An 18,444-nucleotide genomic window follows, 5' to 3' on the forward strand; every position below is an offset into this window, starting at 1 on the left:
GTCGAGCAATGCTGTCACGCAGGCAATTCGCGCTGGGATCTCTCGCCCTGGGAGTTCTCGGCACCACAGGTACGGCCCGCGCCGCCGCGGGCCACGACTACACGGCCAGGGAGACCTTCGACCTGTTCGACAAGGTCTTCCACTCCAGCGGCGCCGTCGGCCAGCCGACCGACCACAACGAGCAGGGCGGCCTGGGCTGGGGTCAGTCCTACGCGCTCGCCGCCTTCATCCGGATGTACGAGGCCTACCAGGACACCTCCTACCTGGACCGGCTCATCCACAACGCCGATCTCATGCTGGCCATGCGCGACTCGGAGCGGGGCGTGGCCGACTACCGCGGCCTCTCGCTGCCCGTCTGGCGCAACCGGAGCTACACCGCCGGAGGCGTCACCCTGCTCGATCCGGCCGGGCAGCCGCTGCTGGAGGTGCGCAGCGCGCTGGCCAACGTCGACGACGCCGTCGCGACCGTCCGGGCGGGCACGAGTGAGGACCGGTTCACCCTGGAGGTGGCCAACGCCCCGAAGGCCAAGGTTTCCACCTTCGCCAACCTCACCATGGACCCGGCCGGCCCCGACTACGTCGTGCGCCGCGTCCTCGACGCCTACCCGTCGGCGACCATGGTGACCGTCCGCGACCTCAGGGACTCGCCGGCCGCGGGCCCGATCCCCGCCCTGGGGACGGCCAGGCTGGCCGCCTCGCCGGCGCACTTCTCCGTGCACACCGGCATGATCACCTACCCGCTGGCGTCGTTCGTGCGGATCGTCTACCGCACCCCGGGCCTGCGCCGCGACCGGCGCTACAAGGCCAAGGCCGACGAGTACCTCGCGGCCGTCCGGGACGCCGCGGCCGTCCACGACCGCGAGTGGGTGCAGAACGACGCCGGGCTCGGCCACTTCATCTGGCCCAAGGGGATGCCCGTCCCCTACGACGGCACGGAACAACCCATCAACCAGAGTCTCGGGCTGGGCCAGACCTACGCCGAGCTGGCCGCCGCGACCGGCGACCCCACCTACCTGGACCGCACCCGCCGTCTGGCCCGCGCGTTCTCCGGGGACCTGAGGGTCGACGCGGACGACGCCTACGTCTGGCCGTACTGGCCGACGTTCGGCAAGATGTACAACGGCTACACCAAGGCCGACGACGTCTCCGAGTACACCCCGTCGTACGGATCTCCGGGCAAGGGCGCCCAGCAGGTCGAGGACCTCAGCCACGGCGCGATCGACGTCGAGTTCGCCGCGCTGGCCTTCCGCCGGAAGATCCACTACAGGGGCCGCGACATGGAGCGCTTCGCCCGGACCTACACCAAGAACCTCGCGACCTCCGACAACGGTGTGGCGACCACCCTCGTCCGGGTCGACGGCACCGGCGCCCTGGCCGCCGCCGGGCAGTACCTCCAGGCTCCCCGCTGGATGCCGGTGGCCCAGTGGGACGAGGCCCTCTTCACCCATGCCCGCGCGGTCTACGACGACCACGCCGTCGAGTCGCAGTACGGCTCCACGCTGCTCTGCGTCGCCTACCTCAACTGGCACGCCCGCCGGAGGGGCTGAGAGGCGGCCGATCGTGCCGCCGGCCGGCGTATGGGCTGACATCCCGTGGACGGGCCGGCGGGCCGGTGGGACGCGTCCGAAGTCTGTCGCGAAAGTGAATCAAGGTCGTAGATGATCACGGTCCGTGGGACGCGGTGATCCGCGGTCGCCACACGGTACGACGAGCTCGCCGTCCGCCATCACGTGACCGTGCTGGTCGCAGCCATCGATGAGCGGCTGTGACCGGCACGGTCGCAACAGACCTCGGTACTGACGCGTAGGCAGGCAGACAGCCTCACGTTCGGACAGATCTGGGCAGTCGGACCTCCGTGCTCTCAGCCGGCGTGGAGGATCCGAAAACGATCGGGCGCCGCCGGATCTCGATCGACGACTTGGACCGGCGTCCAAGCCCATTGCCAGACGCTGATGCCCGGCGTGCGGGAGAACCGGATCTGCCCGCGGGTGCCTTCGACTGCAACGCGAGGCCAGGATTCGGCGGTGCGCGCCCGGTCCACACCGTGAGAGCGCAGCACATCGGCGAGGACGGCGACCGTGTCGTAGCCCTCGAAAGCGACGAAAGAGGGCGCTTCGCCTAGCCGCTCGCGGAGGGCCGTCTCGACTCGTGCACCCAGCCGGCTGAGACGCTCGGGCAGATAGCGCAGGAACGGGATCGCGGCGCCGTCGTCGCCCAGCACCGTCGCCCATTCGGCGAACTCCGGTTGCCCGGCCGGAGCACCGATCATGATCTCGGCGAGACGCCGGTCGCGGCGGACGGACCTGACGATCGACACTGCCGGTTCCGGGTGGCCGACCAGAAGAAGGAGGGCTGTCGCGCGATTGTCGAGGAGTTCGTCGCACACGGCCGTGGGCGTGAGCGCGCGCATGTCGAGTTCGATGACGGTTCCGCCGCGGGAGGCGAGGTAGTCCCGCAGGATACGGGTGCCAGACGCCCAGTAGACACTCGATTCGGCCGCTACGGCGATCCGGCTGTGGCCCTCGCCGAGGAGGAAGTCCGCGTAGATCCGCCAGCCGTGGGACTGCGCCGGGGCGAGGCGCGCGACCCATTCCGTCGGCTGTTCGGTGAGCACGTCGAGAACCGCTGACGAGCAGAGGAACGGCAGGCCGAGGGCATCGGCCCTGACGGCGGCGGCGCGAGCGACGACGCTGTGATATTCCCCCGCCAAGGCGGCCACGCCCAGGCGAGCCAATTCGTCCACGGCCGCCGCGGCCTTCTGCGGATCAGCCGCGGTGTCTCGGACCACCAGTTCGAGTGGTCTTCCGACGATCCCGCCGGCGTCATTGACTTCGCGAACGGCCAGCTCAAGTCCAGCGAGCAAGTGTTGCCCCGCCTCGACCCAGCCAGGCCGGGTCAGCGGAACGAGAGCGCCGATCCGGACGGCTGATCCTTCAGGCCGCTCCGCTGCAAGTGGCGATGGTGGCGTATCCATACGTTGGCGTCTCCCGCGTGATGATTCGGTGGCAGTTTGCCCGGATCGCAGAGTATTGCCCACCGGCAGCGACGGCTCCAGTCGCTCCCACTCACGCGGGGAAGGCCCGGGACCGACGCCTGGAGCGCTGGTCCCGGGCCTTCCCGGGGACTGCCTTGGAGAACCTCGCCGCCGGACGCCCGGCGGCTCGGGACACTAGCCGAGGGCCGCCTTGTAGAGGTCGGCGGTGTAGTAGGTGGCGGGGTCGGGAGATTCCTTGATCTTGCCCATGGTGACGAAGATGTCGGCCAGGCCCTTGTACCAGCCGCCGACCGTGCCGTCGTCGCCGAACTTCGCGAGCTCGGCGCTGGGCAGGATCTTCGTGACGGCCGAGGCTCCCTTGAACTGCTCGGCCGGGACCTTCAGGAAGGTCGCGGTGAGCGTCTCGGCCTCGGCGGTGTTGGCCGCCACCCAGTCGTTCGCCTCCTGGATGACCTTGAGCACCTTGGTCACCGTCGCCGCGTCGTCCTTGACCAGCTCGTTGCGGGCGACGAAGGAGCTGGGGAAGCTCAGCTTGGGGTAGAAGTCCTCGCTCTTCTTCAGCTCGACCAGGTCGGGGACGTTCTTCTTGATGGTGTCGATCAGCGGGTACCAGATGGCGGCGGCGTCGACCTGCTTGGAGGAGAACGCGGTGACCACCGTGCTCGCGTCCATGGTGACCTTCTGCACGTCCGCCGGGGTGAGGCCCGCCTCCTTGAGGGCGAGCTGCAGGATCATGTCGCCGGAGGTGCCCTCGGGCACGCCGACCTTCTTGCCCTTCAGGTCGGCGATCGAGGTGATGCCGGAGCCGGCGTGGGTGATGACCCGGTCGGCCAGGCCGAGCATGTTCACCGCGACGATCTTCGCCTTCCCGGAGGCGGGCAGCCAGGTCGCGCCGGAGCCGATGTAGCCGAAGTCGAGGTCGCCCGCGCCCAGGGCCTGGATCTGCAGCGGGCCGTTGGTGAAGACCTTCAGCTCGGGCGTGAGGCCCTGCTTGGCCCACAGGCCCAGCTTGTCGGCGGCGGCGAGGGTCGCGCTGCCGGAGAAGTCGGCGATGTAGCCGAAGGAGACCTTCTTGGCGCCGTCCGCGCTCTCGGCGGAGTCGGAGGAGCCGCAGGCGGCGGCGGGGAGGAGCAGGGCCAGGGCGGCGCCGAAGGACGCGATCAGCCGGCGGGGATACCTCATGACGAGGTCCTTTCCATGGGGGTGGGCTGGTGGTAGACGGAGTGCCAGACCTCCCGCCGGAGTTCGGCGAACTCCGGCGACAGGCGGATCTCCTCCGTACGCGGATAGGGCAGGTCGACGTCGATCACGCGGTGCACCCGGCCGGGCCGGGCGGCCATGACGATCACCCGGTTGGCCAGGTAGACCGCCTCGTCCACGTCGTGGGTGATGAACAGCACCGTGCGGCGCTCCCGGCTCCAGGTGTCCAGCAGCCGGTCCTGGAGCTGGACCCGGGTGAGCGCGTCGAGGGCGCCGAACGGCTCGTCCATCAGCAGGATCGTGGGATCGACCGCGTAGGCGCGGGCGATGGCGCAGCGCTGCTTCATCCCGCCGGACAGGGTCTTCGGAAGCGCGTCGGCGAAGTCGGTGAGCCCCACCATGTCGATGAACCGCTCCGCCCTGCGGCGGCGCTCGGCGGCCCCGACACCGGCGATCTTCAGGCCGAACTCGACGTTCTTCCTGACGCTCATCCAGGGGAAGAGCGCGTACTGCTGGAAGATCACCCCGCGCTGCGGGCTGGGCCCGTGCACGGGCTCCCCGTCCACCAGCACCTCCCCCGCGTCCGGCTCCAGCAGGCCCGCCGCGACGTTCATCAGCGTGCTCTTGCCGCAGCCGGACGGGCCGACGACGGTGACGAACTCGCCGTCGGCGATGTCCAGGTTCACCCTGTCCAGCGCGGCGAACTCCCCGCCGCCCAGGGCGAAGCTGTGCGAGACGTCACGGAACTCGATCTTCGGAGCACCGGAGACCACCGGGCTCACCTCCGCTCCTGCCAGTTCGTCAGGCGACGCTCGGCGAGGAGCAGCGCGCGGTCCATGATGAGGCCGATGAGGCCGATGACGATCAGCTGAACGAAGATCGTCGGAAGGTCGTAGTAGAGCTGGGCCTGCTGCATGCGGTATCCGAGCCCCTCCTGGGCGGCGATCAGCTCGGCGGCCACCACCGTGGCCCAGGAGGCGCCGAGGCCGATGCGCATGCCGACGAGGATGAAGGGTGTGGAGGCGGGGACGACCACCCCGGTGAAGACGGTGCGGTCCTTCGCGCCGAGGACTCTGGCCGCGTTGATCAGCGTGGAGTCGACGGAGACCACGCCCTGGAAGGTGGAGACCACCGACGACAGGAACGAGGCCAGGAAGATCACGAATATCTTGGGGGTCTCGTCGATGCCCATGAGCACGATGGCCAGCGGGATGATCGCCAGCGGCGGGACCATGCGGAAGAACTGGAGCCACGGCTCGATCAGGCCCCGGATCACCGGGTACCAGCCCATCAGGAAGCCGACCGGCACGGCGAGCGCGACGCCGAGCACGAAACCGGTCAGCACCCGGCGGAGGCTGGCCAGGGCGTCACCCAGGAGCGTGCCGTCGCCGATCGACGTCACGGCGCGCTCGGCCACCTCCAGCGGGCCGGGGAAGCCCTGGATGCCGATGTTGGCCAGCACCACCCAGATGAGCAGGCCGAGCAGGCCGGAACCGATCGTCAGCGGCAGCGTCGAGCGCTTCGTCCGGGAACGGGCCTTCCCGGGGGGCACGGGGCCCTTCCCGGTGACGGCCGCCTCCCGTGCGGCGGGGGCCGCCGCGTCTTTCCTCACAGTCGCCATGCTCAGGCCACCTCGCTGGCCACGCCGTCGACGTCGGCGGCCCGGTCGCCGTCGATGTCGGCCATGTAGCTCATCCAGGTGTAGGCGGGATCGCCGCGCCGCAGCAGCTCGCGGTAGAGCCGCCCGGTGAGCTCGCGCCGCACCCCGGCGTAGGCGGGGGCGGAGTAGACGTTGTGCAGTTCGTGCGGGTCGGTCTCCAGGTCGTAGAGCTCGTTCACGCTCTCGGGGTTGAAGACCAGCTTGTGCCGCCGGTCGCGGATCATCCGCTGGGAGTAGGGGAAGTGGTGGCCGTGGAACTCGGCGACCACCTCCTGCCGCCACTCGGTGGCCTCACCTTCGATCAACGGCAGCAGGCTCTCCCCGTCGCAGGGCTCGCGGGGCGGCAGCCCGGCCAGGCCGAGGATCGTGGGGTTGAGGTCGATCAGCGTGGCGAACTCGTCGACGGCCCCGGCCGGGGCGCCGGGCACGCGGACGATGCCGGGGATGCGGTAGATGTCCTCGTACATCGCCGGGCCCTTGTCGTTGAGCCGGTGGGCGCCGGTGAACTCGCCGTGGTCGGCGGTGAAGACCACGGCCGTGTCGTCCCAGAGACCGTGCTCGCGCAGCGCGGCGAGCAGGCGGCCGATCTGGTCGTCGATCATCGTGACGTAGCCCCAGTAGACCGCGATCAGCTTGCGCCAGGCGTCGGCGTCGAAGTGGTCGGCCGACCAGTACTCGGCGTAGCGGCGCTGGACGTCGGGCTTGCCGGCGAAGGTCTCGGCCATCGAGGCCGGCAGCGGCACCTGCTCCGGGTCGTACATGTCGTAGTACTCGTCCGGGATGAGGTACGGCAGATGCGGGCCGTACCAGTGGCAGGAGAGCATGAACCGTTTGCCGCTGTCGTGGAAGTCGCGGGCGTAGCCTTCGAGGAGCTCCAGGGTCCGGTCGGTCAGGAACGCCTCCATCGTGGCCTCGGCGGGCTGCTGGAGGCGGCCCGCGATCAGGTGGCCGCGCCCGGAGTCGTTGGGCGCCTTGCCGAAGACCGCCTCGCGCACCGCGAACGGCGGGTGGCCGTTCTCCTTGAGCCACCGCTCGTAGGAGGGGTGGTGGAAGGGGTTGAGCGCGCCGGGCAGGTGCTCGCCGTCCATGGCGTAGAACTCGGGGCCCCGCTCGCGCCCGATGTGCCACTTGCCGACGTGGCCCATGTTGTAGCCCGCCTCGAGCAGCGGCGCCGACAGGATCGGGTGGGCGTCGTCGACCTCGTCGCGGGCGCCGCCGTTGCGCTCGGGGTTGACCAGCAGGCCGTGCCGGAAAGGATGCAGGCCGGTGAACAGGGAGGCGCGCGCCGGGGTGCAGATCGCGGTGGGCGTGTAGAAGCGATCGAACCGGGTGCCCTCCGCCGCCAGGCCGTCCAGCGCGGGAGTGCGCACCACCGGGTTGCCGTAGCACCCGAGCGTGTCGACCCGATGCTGATCGGTCATCAGGAACAGGACGTTGCGTGTGGACACTCGTTCTCCGATCGCTATTTTTCCTGAGGGTTGACATTAATGCTCGTCGACATCGTCCGCAAGAGGGTGTTATTGATCGTTCTTGCAGGATATGTGCCTATTTGTGGAGTTAAATTCCTCCGAAGGCCTGCGGGAACTCAGGGACGCAGGTGTCCGGGGATCGCCGGCTCCTCGTTCAGCAGGAAGGCGATCGCCCCCATGGCCGAGGCGTTCACCCCCAGGTCGGCGGGGGTCACCCCGATGCGGCGCCCGATCTTCGGCAGCGCCAGCCCGTCGATCGCCTGGCGGATCGGGTCGAGCACCAGGCTGCCCAGCGAGGCGAACTCGCCGCCCACGACGACGCGTTCGGGATCGAGCTGGACGACGGTGTCGGCCAGGATCCGCCCCAGGTCGGCGGCGGCCTCCGAGATCACCTCGCAGACCCCCGGCACCCGGTCCTGGGCCGCGGCGACCAGCGAGTCGAGGCCGGTCAGCGCGATTCCGCGCGCCGCACAGACCTCCAGCAGCGCCTGACTGCCGATGCGCCGCTCCAGGCAGCCCCGGCCACCGCAGTGACAGGGCGGCCCCTCGGGATCGAGGGAGACGTGGCCGATCTCGCCCGCCGCGCCGTGCGCCCCGCGCAGCAGCCGTCCGCCCACCACGAAACCACCGCCCACACCGACCGACCAGCGGACGTAGACCAGGTCGCCGACCGAGCGGGCCGCGCCCCAGGTGCTCTCCGCCAGCGCGGCCAGCCGCGCGTTGTTGTCGACCGCGACCCGTACCCCGAACTCCTCGGCCAGCCGCCGCGCGACCGGGGCGTGCTGGGCGGGGACGGTGCTGGCGGGCAGGGAGGGGTCGTCGACGATGCCGACGAGCCCGAGGCCGATCGCCTCCAGCGCGCCGAGCCGTATGCCGTGCTCCTCCCCCACCCGCCGCACCAGCCGCACGGCCGCCTCGGCCTGCGCCGGCGCGTCCGCGCCGGCCGGGATGTCCGCCATCCCGGTCGCGATGATCTCGTGCGCGACGTTGGCGATGGCCAGGCGGACCCGCCTGCGGCCCACGTCGAGCCCTATCAGCAGGCCGGCGCTGGGGTTGAGGGCGATGAGCGCGGCGGGGCGCCCCCGCCCGCGCGGCTCGGCGGGCGGCGCCTCGACCTCCACGACGGCGTCGCGCTCCATCAGCTCGGAGATGATCGAGAACAGGGTGGTGCGGGAGAGCCCGGTGCGCTGGGTCAGCTCGGCGCGGCTCAGCGCCCCGGCCGAGCGCAGCACGGCAACGGCGGCGTCCTCGTGCACGCGGCGGAGTCTCTGCAGCGCGTCGGCGGGCTTGTCCATGGGAGCATCATGACGAGATCGGTAAATATCGTCAACTCTTCGGATTAAATATCCGCCGCGAGCCGGAAACCGGTGTTGCCCGAGCTGCTGTCCGGGGTGTTGGAATTCCTCGCGGCGACGCGGTAGCGGTTGCAGTAGGAGTCATGGCACAGGTAGGAGCCGCCCCGCAGCACCCGGTTCTCCCCGCCGTCCGGGCCGCGCGGGTCCTCCAGCGGCCGGGCGAGGTGGTCGACGGCGAACCAGTCGGCGCACCACTCCCAGACGTTGCCGACCATGTTGTGCAGGCCGTAGCCGTTGGGCCGGTAGGCCTTCACCGGCGCGGTGGCGAGGTGCCCGTCCTCCTCGGTGTTGTGGGTGGGGAAGCGGCCCTGCCAGATGTTGCAGCGGTGCCGGCCATGGGGTGTCAGCTCGTCGCCCCACGGGTAGCGCGCCTGCTCCAGCCCGCCGCGCGCGGCGTACTCCCACTCGGCCTCCGTCGGCAGCCTGCCACCCGACCAGGCGCAGTAGGCCTGCGCGTCCTGCCAGGAAACGTGCACGACAGGGTGGTCCTGGCGGTCGGCGACCGTGCTGCCCGGCCCTTCGGGCGCGTGCCAGGCGGCGCCCTCGATCCCCAGCCACCAGGGGGTGGCGGCGGGTGAGGGCGCGGAGGCGCGCATCGCCTCCGGCACGAGGAGGTGGAAGACGTAGGACCAGCCGAACCGCTCGGCGTCCGTCTCGTAGCCGGTCGCCTTCACGAAGGCGGCGAAGCGCGCGTTGGTCACCGCCGTGGACGCCAGCCGGAACGGCCGGAGCGTCACCGCCCTGACCGGCCCCTCCCCGTCGGAGGGGAAGCCGTCCCGGTCGTCGGTCCCCATCCGGAACGTCCCGCCCTCCAGCCGGACCAGCCCGCTCGCCCGCCTCCGCGCGGGCTCCGCGGCCGGCGTCCGCGCTCCGCCCGAGGTACGGCCGGGCATGCAGCAATGTTCGGTCATGCGTCTTCCTTCCGTTTTGCCCCAAAGAGTATGCCGACGGAAAGTCGTCGCGACGTCACGCTCCCGGCCGCGCCCCGGCGGGACCGGCGCGGTGACCTCGATCGGCCGCGGCGGATCCGGGACGCCGAGCGCGGAATCGGGCACCCCGCGCCGAGCCGGTCGCCGGCTCATGCCCGCGGCCGTTGCCGCAGGTCGACGACACCACCTATTCTCGTCAAGAGGCTTGACATAAATTCTTCCCCGGCTGTTGGCGGGCCTCCTCGGGCCGGCGCGGCAGAGGGCAGAATCGGAGACCCGTCTGGACGCGAAAGGACGAGCCCGGTGAGCAACGACGGTGTGCTCCGCAATCTACGCCGGCAGCACGAGCTGCGGGTGCTGGCCATTCTGGTCGAGCGCGGCCCCTGTTCGCGACGGGAGCTGGAGAACGCCACCGGGCTCTCGCGGACCACGATGTCGGCCATCGTCGCCGACCTCGTCCGGCGCCGCGCGGTGGCCGACGACGCCCAGCGGCCGGCGACGGGCCGGGGCCGGCCGACGACGCTGGTCCGGCTCAACCCGCACGCGGCCGCCGCCGTCGGGGTGGAGCTGGGCCGCGGCCACGTCAGCGTCGCCGTGGCCGACATCGCCCGCACGGTGCTCGCCCACGTCACCGAGCCGATCGGGATGGAGTGCGGGCTCTCCGCCCGGATGGACGCCGCCCTCTCGCTCCTGGAGAGGGTCGTGGCCGGGCGGCGGCTCGCGCTGGAGGGGCTCGCGGCGGCCGGGCTGGGACTCTGGGGGCACCACCCCGACCCCCGTGCCGGCGGCGGCGATCCGGCGGGCGACCTCGTCGTCACCGACCTCGCCGAACGTCTGGGTGCAACGTTGGACGCCCCTGTGACCTGGGATAACAACATCCGGCTCGCCGCGGTCGCGGAGAGATACACGGTCGAGTCGCCGGCCTGCGCGGACCTGGTGTACATCGCCCTGTCCCACGGCGTCGGCAGCGGCGTGGTGGTCAACGGAACCCTCGCCCGAGGGGCCTCGGGAACGGCCGGCGAGATCGGCCACGTCAGCGTCGAGCCGAGCGGCCCGCCGTGCTGGTGCGGCGGCAGGGGCTGCCTCGAGCAGTATCTGTCGATCGACGCGGTGCTGGGGCGCGTGAGGGCCGTCGCACCGGACGTCGCCGACGTCCCCGGCCTGGTCGCGGCACTGGACCGCGGCGACCGGAGCGTCCGCGACGTGGTGGACTGGAGCGCCGAGCTGCTCGGCCGGGCGCTCGGCACGGTGGTGATCCTGCTCGACCCTCACCGGGTGGTCATCGGCGGCGAGCTGGCCGATCTGGGCGACCACCTGCTCGACCCGGTCCGCGCGTCCCTCGCCCGGCAGAAGCTGTCCATCCGCGACCGGCGGCTCGAACTCCGCACCGCCAGGATCTCCCAGGGAGCGGCGGCGGTCGGCGCGGCACTGGTGGCACTCGACCGGCACTCCCCGATCCACAGCATCGCAGGCGCCCCGGCGGAACTCCCGGGCACGGGCGGGCAGCGATTTATGTAGGGACTATTGACGTAAGAAAGCGCGGCATCCACACTCTGGCGTTAACCGAGTGCCACACCGGAAGCACGCCTGACCGGCAGCGGCCGAACGTCGCGAAGGAGCCCCATGTCGGATGCCCCGCACCGTTGGAAACCATTGACGAAACACCGCTCGATCGCGGTCTCCCTGTCCGCCGCGCTCGCCATGACGCTGCTGGCGCCACCGAGCGCCGGCAGCGCGCAGGCGATCACGCCGGACGCCCCGGCGGCGGGTGCCGCCGCACCGGCCCCCACCAATCTGGCCCTCGCGGGCACGGCCACCGCCTCCAGCGTCGAGCTCGACCGCGACACCTTCGCCGCGGCCCACGTCAAGGACGGCGACGGCAGCACCCGCTGGTCGTCGAAGTACCAGGACGACAACTGGGTGCAGATCGAGCTGGCCAAGCCGTCCAAGGTCGACCACGTCACGCTCACCTGGCCCAACGCCTGTGCCCGCGACTTCGTCCTGCAGACCTCGGCCGACGGCGCCACCTGGACCGACGTCGCCGCCCTCCAGCGGGACACCTGCCCCAGGACCGACGTCGTCGAGGTGAAGTCCACGGAGCCGGTCTCCTTCGTCCGCATGCAGGGACGCAAGCGCTGGGCGACCTACGGGTACTCCATCTCCGAGTTCGAGATCTGGGATCTCCCGCCCGCGCCGCCGGAGCCGACGCTCGGCCTGGTGCCGGAGCCGGTGTCGGTCGAGGAACAGGACGCCACGCCGTTCACCCTGCACCAGAACACGCGGATCGTCGCGATCGGCGACGGCGCCCAGGCGCCGGCGCGATACCTGGCCGACGTACTCCGCCCGTCGACCGGCCACCGCCTGCCCGTCGTCGGCCAGGGGTGGGGACCGGCGCCGATCGTCATCGAGGTCGGGCCGGGGAACGGGCCCGACGGTCACGAGGCCGAGGGCTACACCCTCACCGTCGCCGCCAAGCGTGTCCGCATCGGCGCCGACACGCCCAACGGCGCGCTCAACGGTGTGCAGACGCTGCGCCAGCTGTTCCCGCAATGGGTGGAGGCCGGCACCGTCACCGGCGCCGAGTGGACGGTGCCGGCGGTGACGATCACCGACTACCCGCGCTTCGCGCACCGGGGAATGATGCTCGACGTCGCCCGCAGCTTCTATCCGGTGAGCGAGGTCAAGGCCTACATCGACGCCGCGGCGCAGTTCAAGGTCAACCGGCTCCACCTGCACCTGACCGACGACCAGGGGTGGCGCATCGCGATCGACAACCCGCGGGACAACCCGTCCGGCATCGACTACGGCCTGCTCACCGAGGTGAGCGGCGCCACCGCCATGACCTATAACGGCAACGGTCAGCTGATGGGCACCGAGCTCGGCCTCACCGGCCACTACACGAAGGCCGACTACGCCGAGATCGTCCGCCACGCCGGTGAGAACGGCATGACGGTGATCCCCGAGATCGACGTGCCCAGCCACACCAACGCCGCGCTGCACGCGATCCCCCAGCTCAACACCCCGGGCGCCCAGCCGCGACCGAAGCCGGGAGAGGCGACGGTGCCGCACAACGGCACCGGCTCGGTCGGCTACTCGTCGTTCGACGCGGGCAGCGACGTGACGTACGAGTTCGTCGAGCACGTCCTCACCGAGATCGCCGAGATGACCCCCGGGCCGTACCTGCACATCGGCGGCGACGAGGCGCACGTCACGAGCCACGCCGACTACACGAAGATGGTCGACGCGTTCACCAGGTCCGCCACCTCCCTGGGCAAGACCGTCGTCGGCTGGAACGAGTACGCCGGGACCGCGCTCCCGCAGGACAAGGCCGTCGTCCAGTTCTGGAACGGGAACCGGGCCGCGGTGGCCGGCGCGGTGCGCGACCGCGGCGCCAAGGTCATCCTCTCCCCGGCGGCCCACACCTACGTGCCGCAGAAGCAGGACCTCCGCCAGCCCCAGGGCGGCACCTGGGCGTGCGGCGGGGCCTGCGGGCTGGACCGCCACTACAACTGGGACCCGGGGACGTTCATCCCGAACATCGCCGAGTCCAGCGTGCTGGGCGTCGAGTCGGCGCTGTGGGGAGAGTTCATCCGGCGCCTCGGCCAGGCGCAGTACTACAGCTTCCCCCGCATCATCGCCACCGCCGAGGTCGGGTGGACCCCGCAGGCGCAGCGCGACTACGGCGACTTCAAGACACGCCTGGCCAAGGTGGGGGGCAGGCTGACGGTTCAGGGGACGAACTTCTTCCCCACCGCCGACGTCGCCTGGCTGACGGACGTGCTCGGCGCCCCGGCCACCGTCGACAGCGGCGAACCGGCCGGTGCCACCTGGACCGTCACCGCTCCGGGAGCCGCACCCGCCGACCTCACGGCGACCGTCGCCTGGAGTGACGGTGTACAGGAGAACATCACGTTGACGACCCCGCGGCAGGCGAGCATCCCCGACATGCGGATCAACGACGCGTTCACCGCCACCTCCGGCCGTACCTTCGACCTGCCGGGAAGGTACACGGGAACGCTCTCGGTCCACGCGCCCGGCCGGGCACCGGTCGAGGGGCGCCTGACGGTCACCGTCCGCAGCCGCGGCTGACGGAGCTCCCGCCCGTCCCGCCGCCTCCCCACTCCGGGGAGGCGGCGGGACGGGCATTCGATCTTCAGCACTCCGTCTCCGCCGGCGGCAGCACGCGGTCGGTGAAGTAGCGGTTGATGTGGTCGCGGGCACAGGTGTTGAAGCCGTAGAGCGTGTGGCCGGGCCCCTCCTGCCGGACGGTGGCGCTGCCCGGCACCTGCTTGAGCACCCGCCGGACGGCGTCGGACTCGCCCCAGGCGCCCGCGCCGAGCATCGGCGGCAGGCCCTTCGGCAGCGGGGCGGGCGGATTGGTCACCTGTACCGGCCAGCCGACGCACCCGAGGGTCCCGGTCACCATCGTGTCGGCGGTGCCCGCGTTGGGCGCCACCTTGCGCAGCCGGGCGATCGCCGACGTCAACTCGGCGCGGCCGGCGGGACGGGGCCAGTCGAGGCATTCGGTGACGCCGGTCGCCTGGTCGGGGTAGCGGACGCCGCGCTCGGGGACGAAGCCGGAGGCGTCACCGCCGGCGGCCCCGCGGATGTCCCGCGCCAGCTCCGGCCACGCCCTGACGCCCTCCTTGGCGGCGCTGACCGCGAAGGACCGCAGGTCGCGGCCGTCGTAGGCGATGCCGGCCCGCTTGGCGGGGATCGGCGTGCGCTCGGCCCCGGCGATCAGCCTGCGCCACTTGGCGGGCACGTCACGGCACTTGCCGGCGGCGCACCAGTCGAAGAACCTGCCGAGGGCCTCCTCGTTGCTCCTGGCCATCTCCTCCAGCTCGCCGAGCCAGTCGGACGTGCTGTGGTTCCACGTGCCGTCGAGCACCATCGTGCGCACCTGGCCGGGGAAGAGCCGGGCGTAGTCCTGCCCGTAGAACCCGGCGTAGGAGGCGCCGTAGAAGTTGAGCCCGGCGCCGCCGAGCGCCTTCCTGATCGCCTCCATGTCTCTGGCGTTGTCGGCCGAGCTCATGTTGGCGAAGAACTCGGGGTCCTTGTTGCGGCAGGCCTCGGCGTAGCCGCGGTTGGTGTCGGAGAGCCGCCCGAAGTCGGCGTCGTCATCGGGGAACTCGGGCATCGGGATACGGGTCCAGGTGCACGGCAGACCCGTGCTGAGGCCGCCGAACTGCTCGCCGTAGCCCCGGGTGTCCCATGTGACGATGTCCATGCGCTCGCGGAGCTTGGTCCACCAACCGCCGGCCTGGGACTGGGTGAGGGCGATCCCCGGCCCGCCCGGGCCGCCGTAGGCCACCAGGACAGAGCCTTCGGAGGCGCCGGTGGCCTTCAGACGGCCCAGTTTCAGCGTGATCTCGCGGCTGCCGGTTCTCTGCCAGTTGACCGGGACCCGCAGGTCGGCGCACTCCATGCCGGCCTTGTCGTTCGGGCAGGGACGCCAGTCGAGGGGACCGGCGTGCTGCGCTTGCACGCCCGAGCCCAGCAGGGTCAGGACGATGGCGATTGACTTCAGCATGCCGGCCACGATCTCCGAAAGGGCACCCCGGCCGCATCGGACCGTGGTCTGGTTCCGGCGACGGCGGATCAGCCCACGGGATGTCATCCCGCGACGCGCCCGCGCGCCTCGCCGGCGCGGGAGCCGTCGTGGGCGAGCAGCTCAGCGGGGTCTCGGGCCGACAGCGCGGTGCCGAGCAGGCCGGGCTCACCGGCGGCTGCGCGTGCCTCGTCGTGCGCGCCGTTCCCGACGTCGAAGAACCCGTGCGGGACGCCGGGGAAGCCAGGACGCCGGGGAAGCCGGGGCGTCAGGGAAACCGGGGCGTCAGGAGTAGGCCGCGACCAGGCCGACGACGACGCCGGCGAGCGAGACGGCCGTGAGGACGGAGCCGAAGGCCACGGCGGCGCGGCGGCCCCGCCGCGCCTTGAAGACGTATAGGAACACGTACGGCAGGAAGGCCAGGACGCCCACCCCCAGGAAGGGCATGGTCAGGGCGGACAGAAGGCCGGGGGTGCCTGCCGGGACGGCGCGGTCGCCCTCGGGGGTGAGCTGGGCCCGCTTGACGTCCCCGGCGGTGGAGTCGGGCGAGGCGGCCACCGCCACCGCGGCGCCGCCGCCGTCGGGCGCGAAGCTGCCCTTGCAGTCGTAACGGCCCTTGCCCAGGGACTCGCACGAGACGACCGTGAGGGTGCCCGCGGTGCCGATCTCACCTGTGGCCAGCTTGAGATCGGACACCGAGAGCACCAAAGGCATCAGGCCCAGCCCCACCCAGCAGATCAGCAGGATCGTCATGCCGATCGGTCCCGGCGTGCGGCCGGGGCCGGGGGCCGGTCCGGGCTGGAAGGCACCGGCGATGTTCTCGAACGCGTCACTCATGGGGACAGCGTGGAGCACACCACTTGCGGCTCACCTGTTCACGACTTGCGCCGGGCCGCCCTCGCCTCCGCCTCGGCGGCGTCCATCTTCTCCGCCTCCTCGGGGGTGGGAGCGGTACCGCCCAGATGGCGCGGCTGCCACCAGGCTCCCGGGGGGATCTCCGGGTAGGTCCGCTGGGCCCGGTCCAGCAGCGCGGACATGCGCTCGCGCAGGTCGACGGTTACGGCGTCGTAGTCGTCGCCGCGCTTGGCGTGCAGCGGCTCGCCGACGATGATGGTGATCGGCACATGCCGCTGCAACAGCTTCCTGGGGTGCCCCTTGGTCCACAGCCGCTGGGTGCCCCACAGGGCGATCGGGATCATCGGCACCTTGGCGCCCACGGCCATCCGGACCGCGCCGTTCTTGATCTCCTTGATCGTGAAGGACTGGCTGATCGTGGCCTCGGCGAACACGCCCACGATCTCACCGGCCTTGAGCGACTTCAGCGCCGCACCGAACGCGGCGGCGCCCGCCGCCCGGTCCACCGGGATGTGGTGCATGCCGCGCATCAGCGGGCCGGAGATCCTGTGGTCGAAGACCTCCTTCTTGGCCATGAAGCGCACCAGCCGCTTGGCGGGCAGCGCGGCCAGGCCCGCGAAGATGAAGTCGAGATAGCTGATGTGGTTGCTGACCAGCACCGCTCCGCCGGTTCTCGGGATCCGCTCGGCGCCCTCAACGCGGATCTTTAGGTCCAGCGCGCGGAACAGGGTCCGCGCGGCCCCGATGACCGGGGGGTACACGATCTCAGCCATGGCTGAACCGTACCTCAGCCTTTCGGCGGGATTCGACCGGCGGTGGCGGCACGAGCACACCGTGGAGACCGCCGCGGCGGATGGGCCCGATGCGCCGCCGGCGATCTCCGGGAGCGGGGCGGCTCTCCATACTCCCCCGGGTCCCGAGGCCCGCAGAAGACCCCCCGATCCAGAGGCCCGCAGAAGACCCCGGGTCCCAAGACCCGCAGAAGACCCCGGGTCCCAAGGACCGCAGAAGACCCCGGGTCCCAAGGACCGCAGAAGACCTCCGCGAGTCTCAGTGTCCGCGGAAGGCCTCCTCCAGCCACCACGACCCCCGCGCGCCGCTGACCTTGGCGTGGACCAGCAGCGGCCGGCGCCGCGGCCCGCCCAGCCATCCGGCCACCGCGGCGAGATCCGCCCGATCCCGTACGGTCACCGCCTCGCAGCCGAAACCCCGGGCGATGGCGGCGATGTCGACGGGCGGGAAGGTGACGGTGTCCAGGCTGTGCCCGTCCGGGCCGAAGTGATGGACCTCGGCCCCGTAGCCCTCGTCGTCATAGACCACGATCACCATCGCGAGGCCGAGCCGTACGACCGTCTCCAACTCGGCGACGCCCATCAGCGCGCCCCCGTCGCCCAGCGCCGCCACCGCGAGCCGGTCCGGCTGGGCCAGGGCGGCACCGATCGCGGTGGCCAGGCCGAGGCCGATGGACTGGAACGCCTGGGTGAAGCAGAAACCACGCTCATCCGGAACGTCGAGGAACATCGACGGATATCCCATGAAATTCCCGGAGTCGACGGAGACAACGCGTTCGGCGGGGAGCAGGTCGTCCAGCTCGATCGTGAGGGTACGGGGGTCGATGCGGCCCTCACCGCCCTCGTCGTCATAGGGCACGTCCCGCCAGCGGTTCTCGCGGGCGATCCGCCCGGCCAGCGCCACCGAACGGTATCCGCCGCCCTCCGGTACACCTCGCGCCCCGGGATCGCTCCTCTCCGGTACGTCCGGACCCCCGGAACCGTTGTCCGGCACGGCGGACGCCTCCCCGCCGGACCCGTCCCGCACATCCGGGATCCCGGGACCGCCTTCCGGTACGGCGGACGCCTCCCCGCCGGACCCGTCCCGTACGGCGGGCGCCGGACGGAGGTCGTCCCCGCCTCCGGCGAGCAGCGCGGTGACGGACCGCGCGGTGAGGGCGACGTCGCCGACCACGCCGAGGTGGATCGGGCGGTGGGCGCCGAGGGCGTCGGCGTCCAGGTCGACCTGGACGACCTGGACGACCTTGGCCTCCGGCCCGATCAGCGTGCCCTGGCGCATGGTCCACATGTTGAGCGCGCAGCCCCAGCCGACGATCACATCGGCGCCGCGGACGAGCTCGGCGGTGAGAGGCGAGGCGAAGCCGCCGCTCACGTCCAGGTCCCACGGGCTGCCCCGGAAGAGTCCCTTGGCCACGGCGGAGGTGGCGAGCAGCGCCCCGATCCGCTCGGCGAGCTCCTCCAGCTCCCGCCTGGCCGCGCGTGCTCCCCTGCCCGCCACGAACACCGGCCGCCGCGCGGCCCCGAGAAGCTCCGCCAGCCGCGCGACCTCCCTCGGCTCCGGCTCGGAGGACCCCGGGGATACCCGGGACACCGGGACGGGGGTGAGGAAGACGTGGCCGGACGGGGCCGAGGCCGGGGA

14 protein-coding genes are annotated in these 18,444 nt (G+C 71.5%); 3 read left to right on the top strand and 11 right to left on the bottom strand.

The annotated features are described in order from the left end of the window. Positions 1–8 precede the first annotated feature (8 nt). Positions 9–1,547, top strand: a complete 1,539-nt coding sequence (locus tag CA984_RS18045) for a hypothetical protein (protein ID WP_086573856.1) — start codon at positions 9–11, stop codon at positions 1,545–1,547. 314 nt (positions 1,548–1,861) lie between these two features. Here CA984_RS18045 and CA984_RS18050 read toward each other — a convergent pair whose 3' ends face one another. The 7 genes from CA984_RS18050 to CA984_RS18080 form a co-directional block, all read right to left on the bottom strand. Then, the gene (locus CA984_RS18050; RefSeq protein WP_086573859.1) at positions 1,862–2,974 is read right to left on the bottom strand and encodes an ABC transporter substrate-binding protein; all 1,113 of its coding nucleotides are present in this window, start codon (positions 2,972–2,974) and stop codon (positions 1,862–1,864) included. Between the two features lie 195 nt (positions 2,975–3,169). Beyond that, positions 3,170–4,177 (bottom strand): aliphatic sulfonate ABC transporter substrate-binding protein, encoded by a 1,008-nt coding sequence (locus CA984_RS18055; RefSeq protein WP_086573861.1) that lies wholly within the window; start codon positions 4,175–4,177, stop codon positions 3,170–3,172. After that, positions 4,174–4,977 (bottom strand): ABC transporter ATP-binding protein, encoded by an 804-nt coding sequence (locus tag CA984_RS18060; protein ID WP_165781308.1) that lies wholly within the window; start codon positions 4,975–4,977, stop codon positions 4,174–4,176. Before CA984_RS18060 ends, CA984_RS18055 begins: the two co-directional genes overlap by 4 nt. Beyond that, positions 4,974–5,816 (bottom strand): ABC transporter permease, encoded by an 843-nt coding sequence (locus CA984_RS18065; protein WP_086573864.1) that lies wholly within the window; start codon positions 5,814–5,816, stop codon positions 4,974–4,976. The genes CA984_RS18060 and CA984_RS18065 overlap by 4 nt, the downstream gene beginning before the upstream one ends. A gap of 2 nt (positions 5,817–5,818) precedes the next feature. Further along, complete coding sequence (locus CA984_RS18070; RefSeq protein WP_086573866.1) at positions 5,819–7,303, bottom strand: sulfatase family protein; 1,485 nt, start codon at positions 7,301–7,303, stop codon at positions 5,819–5,821. A 137-nt stretch (positions 7,304–7,440) separates the two neighbouring features. Next, positions 7,441–8,619, bottom strand: a complete 1,179-nt coding sequence (locus CA984_RS18075; protein WP_086573868.1) for an ROK family protein — start codon at positions 8,617–8,619, stop codon at positions 7,441–7,443. Positions 8,620–8,663: 44 nt separating this feature from the next. Continuing rightward, entirely contained in the window at positions 8,664–9,590 is a 927-nt protein-coding gene (locus CA984_RS18080; RefSeq protein WP_086573870.1) for a formylglycine-generating enzyme family protein, read from the bottom strand. A 321-nt stretch (positions 9,591–9,911) separates the two neighbouring features. Between CA984_RS18080 and CA984_RS18085 the strand changes: the two genes are divergently transcribed. Together CA984_RS18085 and CA984_RS18090 are read left to right on the top strand one after the other, a co-directional pair. Beyond that, positions 9,912–11,126: an ROK family transcriptional regulator gene (locus tag CA984_RS18085; RefSeq protein ID WP_133061702.1), complete on the top strand. Its 1,215-nt coding sequence runs from the start codon at positions 9,912–9,914 to the stop codon at positions 11,124–11,126. 135 nt (positions 11,127–11,261) lie between these two features. Continuing rightward, positions 11,262–13,697 carry a family 20 glycosylhydrolase gene (locus tag CA984_RS18090; protein ID WP_242676025.1) on the top strand — a complete coding sequence of 812 codons (2,436 nt, stop codon included), beginning with the start codon at positions 11,262–11,264 and terminating at the stop codon, positions 13,695–13,697. Positions 13,698–13,761: 64 nt separating this feature from the next. Here the strand turns inward: CA984_RS18090 and CA984_RS18095 are convergent, their stop codons facing one another. The 4 genes from CA984_RS18095 to CA984_RS47960 all read right to left on the bottom strand — a co-directional run. Continuing rightward, positions 13,762–15,141: an alpha/beta hydrolase gene (locus CA984_RS18095; protein WP_165781309.1), complete on the bottom strand. Its 1,380-nt coding sequence runs from the start codon at positions 15,139–15,141 to the stop codon at positions 13,762–13,764. Positions 15,142–15,444: 303 nt separating this feature from the next. After that, on the bottom strand, positions 15,445–15,996 hold the full coding sequence (locus CA984_RS18100) for a hypothetical protein (protein ID WP_086573877.1): 552 nt from the start codon (positions 15,994–15,996) through the stop codon (positions 15,445–15,447). 38 nt (positions 15,997–16,034) lie between these two features. Then, positions 16,035–16,787: a lysophospholipid acyltransferase family protein gene (locus tag CA984_RS18105; protein WP_086573879.1), complete on the bottom strand. Its 753-nt coding sequence runs from the start codon at positions 16,785–16,787 to the stop codon at positions 16,035–16,037. A gap of 277 nt (positions 16,788–17,064) precedes the next feature. Then, positions 17,065–18,444, bottom strand: a 1,380-nt coding sequence (locus CA984_RS47960; RefSeq protein WP_242676026.1) for a thiamine pyrophosphate-dependent enzyme, incomplete at its 5' end; no start/stop codon positions are given.

Source organism: Streptosporangium minutum, from assembly GCF_002149035.1.
GTDB lineage: Bacteria > Actinomycetota > Actinomycetes > Streptosporangiales > Streptosporangiaceae > Streptosporangium > Streptosporangium minutum.